This window comes from Brachybacterium endophyticum (genome assembly GCF_003130585.1).
GTDB lineage: Bacteria > Actinomycetota > Actinomycetes > Actinomycetales > Dermabacteraceae > Brachybacterium > Brachybacterium endophyticum.
Genome location: NZ_QFKX01000001.1, coordinates 565,215 through 578,872 on the forward strand (window position 1 = coordinate 565,215; position 13,658 = coordinate 578,872).

General features: G+C 71.8%; 12 protein-coding genes. 9 read left to right on the plus strand and 3 right to left on the minus strand.

Translation table 11 applies throughout. The features are described 5' to 3' along the window. Positions 1-12: 12 nt before the first annotated feature. Positions 13-495, plus strand: coding sequence for an SRPBCC family protein (locus DEO23_RS02455; protein ID WP_109274396.1), 483 nt, complete (start codon positions 13-15; stop codon positions 493-495). A gap of 18 nt (positions 496-513) precedes the next feature. Here the strand turns inward: DEO23_RS02455 and DEO23_RS02460 are convergent, their stop codons facing one another. Further along, on the minus strand, positions 514-2,055 hold the full coding sequence (locus DEO23_RS02460; RefSeq protein WP_109274397.1) for an amidohydrolase: 1,542 nt from the start codon (positions 2,053-2,055) through the stop codon (positions 514-516). Between the two features lie 102 nt (positions 2,056-2,157). Between DEO23_RS02460 and DEO23_RS02465 the strand changes: the two genes are divergently transcribed. Genes DEO23_RS02465 through DEO23_RS02480 form a run of 4 tightly spaced genes read left to right on the plus strand, consistent with a single transcriptional unit; the run spans position 2,158 to position 5,872 of the window. Beyond that, positions 2,158-3,069 carry an ABC transporter ATP-binding protein gene (locus tag DEO23_RS02465; RefSeq protein WP_109274398.1) on the plus strand — a complete coding sequence of 304 codons (912 nt, stop codon included), beginning with the start codon at positions 2,158-2,160 and terminating at the stop codon, positions 3,067-3,069. A 35-nt stretch (positions 3,070-3,104) separates the two neighbouring features. After that, complete coding sequence (locus DEO23_RS02470) at positions 3,105-3,938, plus strand: ABC transporter permease (protein ID WP_109274399.1); 834 nt, start codon at positions 3,105-3,107, stop codon at positions 3,936-3,938. A 58-nt stretch (positions 3,939-3,996) separates the two neighbouring features. Further along, the gene (locus tag DEO23_RS02475) at positions 3,997-5,229 is read left to right on the plus strand and encodes a sensor histidine kinase (RefSeq protein ID WP_109274400.1); all 1,233 of its coding nucleotides are present in this window, start codon (positions 3,997-3,999) and stop codon (positions 5,227-5,229) included. Further along, on the plus strand, positions 5,222-5,872 hold the full coding sequence (locus DEO23_RS02480) for a response regulator transcription factor (RefSeq protein WP_240613170.1): 651 nt from the start codon (positions 5,222-5,224) through the stop codon (positions 5,870-5,872). The genes DEO23_RS02475 and DEO23_RS02480 overlap by 8 nt, the downstream gene beginning before the upstream one ends. Before the next feature lie 15 nt (positions 5,873-5,887). Here DEO23_RS02480 and DEO23_RS02485 read toward each other — a convergent pair whose 3' ends face one another. Both DEO23_RS02485 and DEO23_RS02490 read right to left on the minus strand, forming a co-directional pair. After that, on the minus strand, positions 5,888-7,012 hold the full coding sequence (locus DEO23_RS02485) for a Gfo/Idh/MocA family protein (protein WP_109274402.1): 1,125 nt from the start codon (positions 7,010-7,012) through the stop codon (positions 5,888-5,890). Next, positions 7,009-7,836, minus strand: coding sequence for a sugar phosphate isomerase/epimerase family protein (locus DEO23_RS02490; RefSeq protein WP_109274403.1), 828 nt, complete (start codon positions 7,834-7,836; stop codon positions 7,009-7,011). The genes DEO23_RS02485 and DEO23_RS02490 overlap by 4 nt, the downstream gene beginning before the upstream one ends. A gap of 115 nt (positions 7,837-7,951) precedes the next feature. On the opposite strand from DEO23_RS02490, the gene DEO23_RS02495 reads away from it, so the two are divergent. The 4 genes from DEO23_RS02495 to DEO23_RS02510 all read left to right on the plus strand — a co-directional run bounded on the left by DEO23_RS02495 (position 7,952) and on the right by DEO23_RS02510 (position 13,544). Further along, positions 7,952-8,572 carry a TetR/AcrR family transcriptional regulator gene (locus tag DEO23_RS02495; protein WP_109274404.1) on the plus strand — a complete coding sequence of 207 codons (621 nt, stop codon included), beginning with the start codon at positions 7,952-7,954 and terminating at the stop codon, positions 8,570-8,572. A gap of 31 nt (positions 8,573-8,603) precedes the next feature. Next, positions 8,604-9,551 carry a bile acid:sodium symporter family protein gene (locus DEO23_RS02500; RefSeq protein ID WP_240613171.1) on the plus strand — a complete coding sequence of 316 codons (948 nt, stop codon included), beginning with the start codon at positions 8,604-8,606 and terminating at the stop codon, positions 9,549-9,551. A gap of 67 nt (positions 9,552-9,618) precedes the next feature. Then, complete coding sequence (locus DEO23_RS02505) at positions 9,619-11,427, plus strand: ABC transporter ATP-binding protein (protein ID WP_109274405.1); 1,809 nt, start codon at positions 9,619-9,621, stop codon at positions 11,425-11,427. A 341-nt stretch (positions 11,428-11,768) separates the two neighbouring features. After that, on the plus strand, positions 11,769-13,544 hold the full coding sequence (locus tag DEO23_RS02510) for an HNH endonuclease signature motif containing protein (RefSeq protein ID WP_109274406.1): 1,776 nt from the start codon (positions 11,769-11,771) through the stop codon (positions 13,542-13,544). The last annotated feature ends 114 nt before the right edge of the window (positions 13,545-13,658 follow it).

Here is a 13,658-nt window from a genome sequence, read left to right on the forward strand (position 1 = left end):
CACACTGTGGGCATGACGGATGCCGATACCGCACCTCAGAGCGCCCTCGAAGACACGCCGCGGGTGGTCAGCGCGAGCCGGGAGATCGCCGCGCCCGCGGGCCTGATCTTCGAGCTCATCGCCGATCCCGCCCGGCAGTCCGAGTGGGACGGCAACGACAACCTCGCCGAGGCGGCCTCCGGACAGCGGGTTCGCGGGGTGGGCGAGGTGTTCTCGACGACCCTGACCACGGGCGCCGTGCGCGAGAACCACGTGGTCGACTTCGACGAGGGCCTGCGGATCGCCTGGCTCCCCGCCCCCGAGGGCGAGCAGCCGCCCGGCCACCTGTGGCGCTGGGACCTCGAGCCCCTCTCCGAGGGCAGCACCCGGGTGATCCACACCTACGACTGGACGGATCTGCACGAGGAGAAGCGCCAGGAACGCGCCCGCGCGACCACTGCGGCGAACCTGCGGGCGTCCCTGGACCGCCTCGCCACGCTCGCCGAGCAGGGCTGACCCCGCCCCGGTCCTGCCTCAGCGCGAGAACGCCACCGTCCCCGCGAGCACCGTCGCGAGCGGCCGCACGCTGCGCAGCCGCAGCGCGGCCTCCCGTGCGGCGGCCTCCTCCATCAGGCCACCGGCGCCGCGGGGCACCGGCGCGAACACGTCCTCGGGCAGCAGAAGGAGGTCCGCGGGCCCGCCCACGGCGAGCTCGGCGATCCCGTTCGTCGAGGCGGCGAGCGCCTCACGAGGCTGCAGCTGCTGGGCCGGGAACCAGGCCTCCCGCGCATCGGCGCTGCGGTGGACGGCGGCCGACATCGCCAGCCACGGATCCACCGGGGCGACGGGGGAGTCCGACCCCATCAGGAGCGGCACGCCGGCATCCAGCAGGTCCCGGAACCGATAGGCGCAGGCGGTGTCCTCGGGCCACACGTCCTCGGTGGGGTCGCGGTCGTCCAGCAGATGCGCGGGCTGGACCGAGGCCCGGATCCCGAGCGCCGCCATCCGGGTCACGTCCTCGTCGGCCAGCAGCTGCGCGTGCTCGATCCTGCCGCCGCGACCGCCCCTGGCGGCGAAGGCGTCGAGCACGAGGGAGACCGCGGCGTCGCCGATCGCGTGGACGGCCGCCTCGAGCCCCCGGGTGGCGGCCTGTTCCAGCAGGGAGGCGAGGTCCTCGGCCATCGGGCTCAGCACGCCGTACCCGCCGCCGAGGGGCTCCGCACCGGTCTCGCCGGAGAAGGCGTAGGGGTGGCGGCAGTAGGCCGAACGGGAGCCGAGCGAGCCGTCGGCGATGACCTTGAGCGGCCCCATCGTCACCAGCCCCGAGTCCCCGAGCGGCGTTCCCGTCGGCCCGGGCACCCCCGCCAGGCCCGAGGCGTAGGTCGCGGTGCGTACGCGGATCCGCGGCGACCGCCTCTGCCAGAGCTCCCAGTTCGTCGCCCATTCCATGTCGGTGATGCCGACGATGCCGCTCGCGAGCGCATCCTCCTGCATCTGCACGATCCCGGCCTCCAGGCGCCGGGCCACCCCGGGCAGGTCGTCGAGGTGGACGACCGCGTCGAACCACTCGTCCTCGGCGACGATGCCGCGTCGCGGCGCCAGGCCCAGCCCGCGCAGCGCGGCCGAGCTCATCCAGGCGTGGTGGGCGTCCCCTCCGATCAGCACCACCGGCAGGTCCGGGCCGCAGACGGCGTCGAGCGCGGCGACCGTCGGCTCCCCGGCCAGGTCCACGAGCCGGTGCCCGAAGCCGACGAGGGCCTCGAGGCGCTCCTGGGGCGTCCCGGCGCTCTCCCGCTCGGTCAGCGCGGAGGCGACCGCGCGCAGCACCTCGTCGACCGAGGCGAGGCCCGCGGTGTCCAGGCGCGAATAGCCCTGTGCGGTCTGCCCGGCGTGGACGTGGTGGTCCCACAGGCCCGGGACGGCGAGGGCGCCGGCGGCCTCGTGGACCTCCTCGCCGTCGCGCGGTCTCAGGTCCGCGCCGATCGCGGTGATCAGGCCGTCCTCCGCCCGGAGGGAGACCGGGGCGGGGTGGGAGCTCGGGTCGGCGCCCGGCAGGCGCAGGTCGCGGATCAGCACAGGGGAAGCCTAGCCAGCGCCGGCACCCCATGACAGCTGTCATCCCCGGGTCGTGACGGCGGAGGATGGGGGAGCGGCTCGCTCCTCGACGAGTCTGGACCCATGAACGAGACGACCCCGGCCCTCGCCCTCACCGGACTCACCCGACGCTTCGGCTCCCTCACGGCGGTCGACGACCTCGACCTCACCGTCCCCCGTGGCCAGATCCTCGCGCTGCTCGGCCCCAACGGCGCCGGCAAGTCCACCACCACCGAGATGATGCTGGGGCTCACCACTCCCGACGCCGGCACGGTGGAGGTGCTCGGGACCTCCCCGGTCCTCGCCGCCCAGCAGGGGCTGGTGGGCGCCATGCTCCAGAACGGCGCCCTGCTCGAGGACGTCCCGGTGCGCGCCATGCTGCACCTGGTCGCCGGGGTCTGCGCGCACCCTCTGCCCCTGGGCGAGGTGATCGAGCGCGCCGACATCGCCCCGCTGCTACGCCGGAGCACCTCGAAGCTGTCGGGCGGCGAGGCCCAGCGCGTCCGCTTCGCCCTCGCCCTGCTGCCCGACCCGGAGGTGATCCTGCTGGACGAGCCGACGGTCGCCATGGACGTCGAGACCCGTCGGCGCTTCTGGGAGCGCATGCGACACGTCGCCGCCGGCGGCCGCACCATCGTCTTCGCCACCCACTACCTGGAGGAGGCCGATCAGCAGGCCGGACGCGTGGTGGTCATGGACGAGGGCCGCATCGTCGCCGACGGCACCGGCACCGAGATCAAGGAGCGCATCGGCGGCCGCGCGATCACCCTGGCGGTGGACGACACGGGCCGGGCCGACGGCCTCGCCCGCCTCCCCGGGGTCACCGCCGTGGACCTGCTCGAGGACGGCCGGCTGCGCCTGGCGACCTCCGATTCCGACGCCACGCTGCGCGCCCTGTTCGCCGAGGGCGGCCCCGGCGCGAGCGGCCTCGTCCACGACGTGGGCGTGAGCACCCCCAGCCTCGAGGACGCCTTCCTCGAGCTCACCGGCCACTGATCCGCTCTCCACCCCGTTCCCCGAAGGAGCACCCGATGACCACCGCACCCGTCCCCTCGGCCCTCGCCGACGCCGAGCCCGCCGCACGCGTCCACCCCCACCGCGGGGCCCCGGCGAGCCAGCTCGCCCGTACGGCCCGCTTCGCGCTCTCGTCCACGACGATCACCCTGCGCAAGGGCATGTTCGTTTTCTTCACGGTCGCGCTGCCGATCCTGATGTTCCTGATGTTCCACCAGATCTTCGGCTCCCAGATCGAGGGCGGCGAGAGCGTCAGCACCCTGATCATGGTGCGCATGGCCGCCTACGGCGGCCTCGGCGCCGCCGTCAACGCCGGAGCGATCATCCAGCTCGAGCGCACCAACGGCTGGTTGCGTCAGCTGATGGTCGCAGGGCTGACCCCGCGCAGCTTCGTGATCGGCAAGATGGTCGCCGCGATGGTCATCGTGCTGCCGGCCCTGCTGGGGGTCTTCGCCGCCGGGGTGCTGCTCGCGGGGGTCGACCTCAGCGCCCTCGAGGCGGTCCGTTCCCTGCTCGCCCTCTGGGTCGGGATGCTGCCGCTGGTGCTGCTGGGACTCGTCGTGGGCCTCGCCCTGAAGCCCAGCGCCGTGGGCGCCGCGACCACCATCGGCATGATGCTGCTCGCCGTCGCCGGCGGCCTCTGGTTCCCCTACGAGATGTTCCCGTCCTGGCTGCAGACGGTCTCCCGCTTCACCCCGACCTACTGGGTCGGGGAGCTCGGCACCTGGGGCATCGTGGGAGACGACCTCCCGGTGCGCGGGGTGGTCACTCTCGCCGCCTGGACCCTGGGCCTGGCCGTCGTGGCCGCCCTGCTACTGGGCCGTGCGGCCCGCAGCGCGTCCCGGCGCTGAGCAACCGCGCCCGCACGGCAGGGGATGCTGACAGAATCGCACCGGGAGGAGACCGGCCATGAGCGAGAGCAGGAGCAGGCGCCTGCGGGACGCCACGACGGCGGGTCCCGTGACCAGGCCCGACGAGCCCTACCCCCGCACGCCGCGGGGCCTGCACCGGGCCGGGATCGAGTCGGGTGCCATGTGGTACACGGCGCCCTCGCTGTTGTTCATGCTGTTCGTGATCATCCCGGCGTTCAATGCGCCCAGCGTGCTGCGCACCCTCGCGATCATCGTGCTCGCGCTCGTGTTCAGCGCGATGTTCCTCTACCTGCCGGGGATGAAGCGCTTCAGCACCGAGGTGGGCGTCGGCTACATCGGCGTGATGTGGGTGGTGCTCGCCCTGCTCACGCTCGTGATCGGCTCGAACGTGCTGTACATGGTGATGTTCGTGCAGATCTCGCACACCATCGCCCTGCCGTGGAAACTGGCGCGCGCCGTCGTCCTGCCGATCACGCTGCTGGTCTGCGGCGGCGCCGTGCTCTTCGAGCAGTGGACGGCGATCATCCTCGCGGTGGTCGGGCTGCTGATCTCCCTGGGGGTGGGCTACGGGATCGAGCGGGAGATCTTGCGCGAACGCCTGGCCCGCGCCGAGCAGCGCAATGCCGTCCTCGCCGTCGCCGCCGAGCGCGAGCGGATCGGCCGCGACATCCACGACATCCTCGGCCACTCGCTGACCACCATCACCGTCTCCGCGCAGCTCGCCCAGCGCCTGGCCGCGACCGACCCCGACGCGGCGCGTGCGCAGATGGCGGAGGTGGAGCGGATCTCCCGCCAGTCCCTGGCCGACGTCCGTGCGACCGTCAGCGGCATGCAGGAGGTGCGCGCGGCGACCGAGATCGCCTCCGCCCGCAGCGTGCTGACCGCAGCGGGCATCGAGGCCGACGTCCCCGCCGCCCTCCCGGACCTCGACGACGCCCGCGCCGAGCTGTTCGGCTACGTGATCCGCGAGGCCGTCACCAACGTGGTGCGCCACTCCCGCGCCACCCGCTGCAGCATCCGCGTCGAACCCTGCTCGGTGAGCGTGGCCGACGACGGCGTGGGCATCCCGCGCGGCCGCTCCCGCTCAGGCCTGGACGGACTCGCCCGCCGGGTGGCCGAGGGCGGGGGAGAGCTCACGGTCCTCTCCGGTGAGGAGACCGATTCAGGGACCGGCACCGTGCTCACGGCCCGGCTCGCATCGGATGCCCGCGACGCCGACGCGGACGCCGACGCCCGACGCCCGCTCGACGAAGGAGCCCGCCGTGGCTGAGACGCCCGCCGCCCCGATCCGCATCGCGCTCGCCGACGACCAGGCACTCCTGCGCTCGGGCCTCGCGGCTCTGCTGCGTCTCGAGGCCGACGTGGAGGTGGTCGGCGAGGCCTCCGACGGCGCGGGGGCGCTGGCCCTGGTCGCCGAGCAGCATCCCGACGTGCTGCTGCTGGACGTCCAGATGCCCGCGGGCGCCGGTCCGGACGGCGATCCCGGCCCTGCCGACGGTCTCGAGGCCGCCGAGCGCCTGCGGGGGTCGGGCACGCGGATCATCGTGCTGACGACCTTCGGCCGCGCCGGCTACCTGCGGCGCACCCTCGAGGCCGGGGCCGACGGCTTCATGGTCAAGGACGCCCCCGTGGACCGGCTGGTCGACGCGATCCGCCGTGTCCACCAGGGGCTGCGCGTGGTCGACCCGGAGCTCGCGGCGCAGTCCCTCGCCGCGGGCCCGAACCCGCTGTCGGCCAAGGAGACGGAGGTGCTGCGCGCCTGCTCCGTCGGCGGGTCCACGGCCGACGTCGCCGCTCGGGTGTTCCTCTCCGAGGGCACCGTGCGCAACCACATCTCGAGTGCGATCGGGAAGCTCGGCGTCGCCAACCGCGCCGAGGCAGTGCGCCGCGCGACCGACAACGGGTGGTTGTAGGTCGCGCGGCGATCCTCAGAGCGTCGCGGCGAAGGGATCGAAGTCGACGGGGACCGTCGGCACCTCGCTCACGGAGCTCTCCACGGTCACGAACTCCTCGCTGGCGGCGGACTCCTCCGCCGAGAGCATGACGTCCAGGACGTGGTAGCCGAGCTCGCCGCTGGCCACGTGGGGGCGGTCCTCGGCGATCGCGCGCACCAGGTCCAGCAGGCCCAGGCCGCGGCCGGTGACCGTGCCCTCCTGCGGGATGTCGATGCGCTCCTGGACGGGCGGCGCCTCGCCGAAGGACTCGAAGGGCCGCACGTAGCTGATCGTGCCCTCGAACATGTTCGGGTCGGGCAGGAAGATCGAGCCCTCGGTGCCGTGGACCTCGACGATGCCCTGGCGGGCGAGCGGCGAGTCGAAGCTGACCAGGGAGTTGGCCTGCTGGCCGGCCTCGAAGGTGGTGAGCAGCGAGAGCGTGGAGGGGACTTCGACGGGGAAGGTCTCCCCGGCGCGGTCGCCCACCTGGATGCGGCGCTCGAGCTGCGCGCGCAGGCCCATCGCGGCCACCGTGTTCACGGTGCCGAACAGGCTCACCAGGGCGGTGATGTAGTACGGGCCGATGTCCAGCAGCGGGCCGGCGCCCTTGGCGAACAGGAACCCGGGGTTCGGGTGGAACACCTCGGGCCCCTGCCACTGCATCGAGGTCTGGGCGAACAGCGGGGTGCCGATGGTGCCCTTGAGGATCTCGCGCTTGGCGGTCTGGAAGCCCGGGCCGAGCACGGTGTCGGGCGCGCAGCCCACCCGCAGGCCGCGGGCCGCCGCGTCCTGCAGTAGGGAGGCGGTGGACTCCCGGTCGAGGCCCAGGGGCTTCTCGGTCCACACGTGCTTGCCGGCGGCGATCGCGCTCGCGGAGACCTCGGCGTGCACGGCGGGGATGGTCAGGTTGACCACGACCTGCACGTCCGGGTGGTCCAGGACGTCCTGCGCGGTGCCCGCGGCGGGCACGCCGTGCTTGGCCGCCTGGGACTTCGCGCGCTCCACGTCGAGGTCGCCGAGGATCTTCACGTCCACGTCGGGGAAGGAGGCGAGGTTCTCCAGGTAGGTGTCGGAGATGACGCCGACGCCGATGAAGCCGATGCCGATGGGGCTGCTCATGCGATGAAACCTCCCTCGCGCAGGAACGCGTAGCTCGCGGCGACGTCCTCGAAGACGTCACCGGGGGTGTGGTCGTACTCGATGACGGCGTACTGCAGGGAGTCGCCGGCGGCCTTCAGCGCGGGCTCGGTGGGCACGTCGCCGTCGCCGGGGTGGCGCTGGTCCAGGCTCGCCGAGTCGAAGGAGGGCGCGTCGGGCGCGAAGGGGTTCGAGGGCGGGACCACGCCGTCCTTGACGTGGACGGCGACCAGGCGGTCACCCAGTCGCTGCACCAGCTCGACGGCGTCCTGGCCGCCCGCGAGGGCCCAGAACAGGTCGAGCTCGATGACGACGCTCGGGTCGAGCAGGGAGACCATGTACTCGTAGGCGCTCTTGCCCTCGAAGTCCGCGAGGAACTCCTGGGCGTGGTTGTGGTAGCCGACGCTCAGCCCGAAGCCCTTCGCGGTCTCCGCGGCGGCGTTCAGACGCTCGGCGATGTCCTTCACGCCGTCCTGCGTGGTCCACCGCTCGACCGGCACGAAGGGGTCGATGACGGTGGTCATGCCGATGGCGGCGGCCGCTTCGAAGACGACCTCGTTGGCCGGGGTGGGGATGGAGCCGTCCGGCGTCCAGAGCTCGTCGGAGAGCAGGGGAGCGTGGCCGGTCGGGGAGGCCAGTCCGCTGGCGTCGAGCGCGGAGCGGATCTCCTGCGGGCGGCGCACGAAGTCGAAGGCCTCGACGTTCCTGAGGCCGATCGCGGCGAGCTTGTCGAGCGAGCCGCCCATGTCGTCGGAGAACTGCTGGGCCAGGGTGTACAGCTGCACGGAGCCGAGGGGGAGAGCCACGATGCCCTGCCTTCCATTGATGTGGTCGAAGTGCGGTGAAGGGTTCGACGTGCGGTCGCGGTCACGCTAGCACGAAAAGTACCGGGTGGAGGTTTTGGGGCGTACGGTGGTCGCCATGACGACCGAGGAGACCGCCGTGCCCGCCGGGGAGCCCACCATCGGCCGACCGGGCGCCTACGCCAAGGGCATGGCGCGGCGGCGCCAGATCCTGGACCGTGCGATCGAGGTGTTCCGCGAGCGCGGGGCCGACGGCACCTCCCTGCGCCGCATCGCCGAGGCGATCGGCGTCTCCCACGCCGCGCTGCGCCACTACTTCGACTCCCTCGAGCAGCTCCTGGTCGCTGTCTACGAGCACAGCGAGACCGCCCGGCACGAGGACCCCGACAGCCTCGAGCCCACCTCGGCGGTCGACGTCATGGTCACCTCCGCCGTCCAGAACCTCGAGGTGCCGGGCCTGGTCCAGCTCTACTCGACGCTGGTCGCCGCCTCCCTCGAGTCCCGTTCGACCGAGGCCCGGGAGTACTTCACCCGTCGCTTCGAGACCGTGCGGACATCGCTCGTCGAGCGCGTCCGCGAGGAGCAGGAGGCGGGAGACCTGCGGGGCGACGTCGATGCCGCCCGGATCGCGGCGCTCCTGATCGCGGCTTCCGACGGTCTGCAGATCCAGTGGCTGCTCGAGCCCTCGATCGACCTCGAGGGGACGCTGAGCGAGTTCCACACGCTGCTGCGTCCGTGAGGGTGGGGAGCCGCGGGCATACGCTGAACCCGTGCTGAGCGCGATCGAGGATCTCCTGCAGCTGGTCATCGCCGTCGCCGTCCCCGCCTTCGCGATCGCGAGCATGCTCTCGATGGGGCTGCGCACCCCCGTGGACACCTTCGCCCGCCAGCTGCGCGACCGTCGCAGCGTGATCGCCGTGCTGATGGCGAACTTCATCGTGGTCCCGGCGGTGGGCACCCTCATCGTCTGGATGCTCAGCCCCTGGGTCCCGTCGGCCGTCTCCGAGGGGTTCGTGATCGTGCTGTGCGCGGCCGGCGCCCCGTTCGTCCTCCAGCTGGGCGCCATGGCGCGCATCCCCTTCGACGAGTCGGCCGGTCCGATGGCGGTGCTGCTGGTCGGGACCGTCCTCTACATGCCGATCGTGGTCCCGCTGCTGATGCGCGACGTGCAGGTGGACGCGTTCGCCGTGGCCGGGCTCCTGCTGGGGACGATGCTCGCGCCGATGGTGATCGGCATCGGGATCGCCGGTGCCCTGCCGCAGCGCGCCGAGCAGCTGGGGAGGATCGCGGGCGGGGTCGCCGCCGTCGCCGCGGTGCTCATGTTCCTCTCGGGCTTCGGTGCGAACTCGGGGTTCGTGCTGGACCTCCTGCTCTCGCCCTCGCTGCTGGTCGCGATCGGGATCATCGCCCTCGCCTTCGTCGCCGGCCGGATCGCCGGCGAGCAGGCCGGCCCCACCCTGCGGGTGCCCGACGGTCCCGGCATCCTCACCAGCCAGCGCAACATCGCGGCCGCCCTGCTGGTCGCGCGGGGAGCGGAGCACCACGGCGAGATCGTGGTCGCCATCCTGCTCACCAGCGCCGTCGGCTTCGTGATGCTCGTGCCGTACGCCGTCGCCACCGGACTGGTGCGTCGACGTCGGGCGGGGGAGCGGACGACGCTGGCTCGCCTGATCGGCGTCGGCCGCGATCCCGGGGCCGAGCGTCGGCCGGGACGGTAGCGCCCCGCCGCTACGCCCGCAGCGGATCCCGATCCGCCCCGTCCCACCCCGCCCCTAGGGTGGACGGGTGTCGTCCCTGCTGCGCATCGTGCGCTTCACCCGTGAGCTCTCCCCTCTCTACCTGCTGATCATCGCCTGCTCCGTCGTCACGGCGGGGACCGGCCTGGCCGTCCCGTTCCTGATCGGGCACGCGACCGACGTGGTCAGCAACGCCGTGGGCGGGAAGATCACCGCGGGATCCGCGACCCGCACCGTGCTGTGGCTCGCCTTCGCCCTGCTCCTGGCGGAGCTCGCCAACACCGTGCTGTCCAACGTGGGTGGCTACTTCGGCGACCGGATGAGCAACCGCCTGCGCACGATCCTCTCGGTGCGCTACTTCGACAAGCTGCTCGCCCTGCCGCAGCGCTGGTTCGACACCGAGCTCACCGGCACGATCGTCTCGCGCCTGAACCGCTCGATCGCCGAGATCTCCGCCTTCGCGAAGACCTTCTCGAACGCCTTCGCGACGATGCTCATCACCACCTTCGCGGTGCTGGTCATCTCGGCCTACTACTTCTGGCCGCTCGCAGTGCTGCTGCTGATCATCTTCCCCGTCTACGTCTGGCTGACGGCGCTCACCTCGAAGAAGTGGCAGCGCATCGAGGGGGAGAAGAACGAGCACGTCGACCACGCGGGTGGACGTTTCGCCGAGGTGATCGGCCAGATCCGCGTCGTGAAGTCCTTCGTGCGCGAGGGCTCGGAGCTCTCGGGCTTCCGCTCCCGCTTCGAGGCGACAGACGACCTCACCCGCGAGCAGTCGGCCCACTGGCATCGCATGGACGTGCTGCGCCGCGGCGTCCTGAACCTCATCTTCTTCGTCATCTACGCGATCATCTTCGTGCTCACCGCGCGCGGGCAGTTCTCGCTCGGGCAGATGGTCCTGCTGATCCAGCTGATGAACATGGCCCGCGACCCCGTGCAGTCCATGAGCTGGGTCATCGACGCCTCCCAGCGGGCGATCGCGGGCTCGCGCGACTACTTCCGGGTGATGGAGACCCCGGTCGACCCGCGCACGCCCCACGTGATCGAGTCCCACGGCGACTCCGACCCGCTCCCGGAGCCCGTTCCCGACGCCCCGATGATCGCCTTCCGCGACGTCCGCTTCGCCTACGAGAAGGACGAGGACGTCCTGCACGGCATCGGCTTCGACGTCCGCGCAGGGGAGAAGGTCGCCCTGGTCGGGGAGTCCGGCGGCGGCAAGTCCACGATCGTGAACCTGCTGCTGGGCCTGTACGAGGCGCGCACCGGCAGCGTCGAGATCGCCGGCCATCCGATCGACTCCCTGCCGCTGGCCGAGCTGCGCCGCGACGTCGGCGTCGTCTTCCAGGACGCCTCGCTGTTCTCCGGCACGATCCGGGAGAACATCGCCTACGGCAGGCCCGATGCGACCGACGAGGAGATCCGCGAGGCCGCCCGTCGCGCGAACGCCGACCGCTTCGTGGAGCGTTTCTCGGCCGGCTACGACACGGTGATCGGCGAGCGGGGACTGCGGCTCTCCGGCGGGCAGCGCCAGCGCATCGCGGTGGCCCGGGCGATGCTCAAGGACGCCCCGCTGCTGGTGCTCGACGAGGCCACCTCCGCCCTAGACACGAAGGCGGAGCGGCAGGTCCAGGCGGGCCTGGACGAGCTGATGGCGGGCCGCACCTCGCTGATCATCGCCCACCGTCTGTCGACCATCGCCAACGTCGACACGATCGTCACCCTGCGCGACGGCCACGTCGACGAGATCGGGTCGCCCGAGCAGCTCGCGAGCTCCGGCGGCATCTACGCCGAGCTGCTCTCGCTGCAGGACTCGGGGCGGAAGAAGGACCTCGCGCGGTTCGGGTTCCGCGTGTAGGAGAAAACAATTCTCCGGATGGAATAATCGAAGGGAAGAGATTTCTCGGCGCCTTGTGTAATTCAGGGTGGCGATGTTCCCTGGGGAATGAGGGTCGATCGGGTCCGGGGTCGGCGCGACGCTGTGTGCGCAGCTTCGTCGGGCGCTACGGGGCTGCGCGTTGTGGGGGTGGGCGCTATGAAGCCGAGCGGTGCCGACAAGTCCAGAGTTCCTCCCCATTTCGAGTTATCCACAAAGTCTGTTGTTGCTCTGGTCGCGCGCCATTCCTTCCCATAAAATAGATCTCACCGAACAGGTCGTCACGACCTCGGCATCAACGGCGATGAGGGAAGGCGGTGAGGATGGTGGCGCAGAACGAGCTCGACACCTGCCAGGGTGCCCTCGACATCTCCGTGGAGCCTTCCGTCTTCGCGATCCTCGACGAGCTCGAGACCCTCACCCCCGCCCAGCGCGAGAAGCTCGCCGCACCCGACCCTGCCGAGGCCGACAGACTGCTGCCCGAGGGGGTGAAGCCTCTGCGACGGGTGACCGCCACCAAACCGCTCACCCGCGAGTCCGCCCCGCGCCGGGTGGCGATCCGCCCGGACATCGAGGTCGTGGACCGTGTGCACCATCTCTGGGACGACGGCGTCGAGGAGTCCTGTGCCCTCGCCCGTCGCTTCCTGATGCTCGCGCCCTCCTGGATGGACCGCGACTGCCCCGAGGTCGACGAGCTCGAGGTGGAGGCCGAGGACCTCGCCGTCGCGACCTCGCTGCGCTGCACCCTGGGCGCGGCCCGTGATCGCGTCCGCGACGCCCACCGCGCGATCCACCTGCTCCCTCGCTGCACGGGGGCCCTCGAGGAGGGCGAGTTCCCCGCGGACTGGTTCCGCCGATTCCTCGAGCGCACCCGCGACCTCACCGACGAGGAGATGTTCCTCGTCGACACCACCGTGTGCACCTGGGCCCTGGGCATCACCCCCGAGACCTTCACGAGGGAGCTGAACCGGCTCGTCGCCACGATCCTCTCCGCCCGCGAACGACCTCCCCACCTCGAGCCCGAGGCGAGGCGCCGCATGACGGTGACTCCCGGGAAGGCCGCGGGTACGGCCTGCCTGCGGATCATCGGCCCGGTCCCGGAGATCCAGGCCCTCTCGCGACGGTTCGACGAGACCGCGCGCGCCGTCCAGGACGCGCAGCGCCAGGCCCTGCGCGACGGCACTGAGATCCCGTGTGATCCCGACGGGCAGGTCGAGCGGGAAGGGATGCCGCTCTCCCTGAACCTCCTGCGCTACCACCTCGCCCACGGCGCCACCCTCGACGCCCACGGAGTCGACGTCCCCGCGAGCCGCTTCCGTCTGAACGTGATGGTCCCGTTCCTGACCCTGATGGGCGGTGACGAGGTTCCAGCGACGATGGAGGACGGCACCCCGATCCCCGCCGACATGGCCCGCGACCTCGCCGGCTCCTGCCCGGACTGGCACCGCGTGCTCACCGACCCCTCCGACGGCGAGTTCCTGCCGCTCAAGCCCACCACCTACCGGCCGACGCAGTCGATGCTCGAGCACCTGCGCCTGCGCAACCGCTCCTGCGCGGTGCCCGGGTGCGCCCGCTCGACCTCTGCCGCCAGCGAGGCCGACCACATCGTCGAGTACGACCACGAGGACCCGCGCGCCGGTGGCCTCACCGAGATCGAGAACCTGCACCTGTTGTGCTGGCACCACCACGCGATGAAGACCGCGGGACTGCTCGACCCCGAGCGGATCAGCGCCGAGGACTCACCGACCGGACGGCGCGGCACCCGCTGGAGCATCCGCGAGCAGGTGACGGTCTTCCGGGAGGACGACGCCGACCTGCTGACCCCCGAGGTCGCCACCGAGCTCATCGAGGTCTGGGAGGATTTCGAGCGGCGCCTCGCGACGCACCAGGCGGCTGCCGCGCCTCCCCGCAGGACCGACGCCCCCGATCCGGCGACCGTTCACGAGGCGTGGACCAGGCCCAGCATGATCGAGCACGAGGTCACCTGGCGCCAGTTCCTCGCCCACGCCTGCCCGGAACCGGAGCCGGATCCCGATTCCCCGTCGCCCCACCGGCCATCCGGACCCACCGACACCGACGTCGGACCCCCGCCGTTCTGACCTCGTCGTCGCCCACGAAACCCCCCACCGCGAGGGGCACGTCACCGTGCCCCTCGCACAGGCATGCCCGCGTAGCATCGCCACGACTCCAACCTCACCCTCCGGAAGGACTGA

Excerpts from the sequence above, each read along its gene's own strand:
- DEO23_RS02455 (WP_109274396.1), top strand. The coding sequence starts at position 13 with ATGACGGATGCCGATACCGCACCTCAGAGCGCCCTCGAAGACACGCCG.
- DEO23_RS02470 (WP_109274399.1), top strand. The coding sequence starts at position 3,105 with ATGACCACCGCACCCGTCCCCTCGGCCCTCGCCGACGCCGAGCCCGCC.
- DEO23_RS02475 (WP_109274400.1), top strand. The coding sequence starts at position 3,997 with ATGAGCGAGAGCAGGAGCAGGCGCCTGCGGGACGCCACGACGGCGGGT.
- DEO23_RS02495 (WP_109274404.1), top strand. The coding sequence starts at position 7,952 with ATGACGACCGAGGAGACCGCCGTGCCCGCCGGGGAGCCCACCATCGGC.
- DEO23_RS02485 (WP_109274402.1), bottom strand. The coding sequence starts at position 7,012 with ATGAGCAGCCCCATCGGCATCGGCTTCATCGGCGTCGGCGTCATCTCC.
- DEO23_RS02465 (WP_109274398.1), top strand. The coding sequence starts at position 2,158 with ATGAACGAGACGACCCCGGCCCTCGCCCTCACCGGACTCACCCGACGC.
- DEO23_RS02510 (WP_109274406.1), top strand. The coding sequence starts at position 11,769 with ATGGTGGCGCAGAACGAGCTCGACACCTGCCAGGGTGCCCTCGACATC.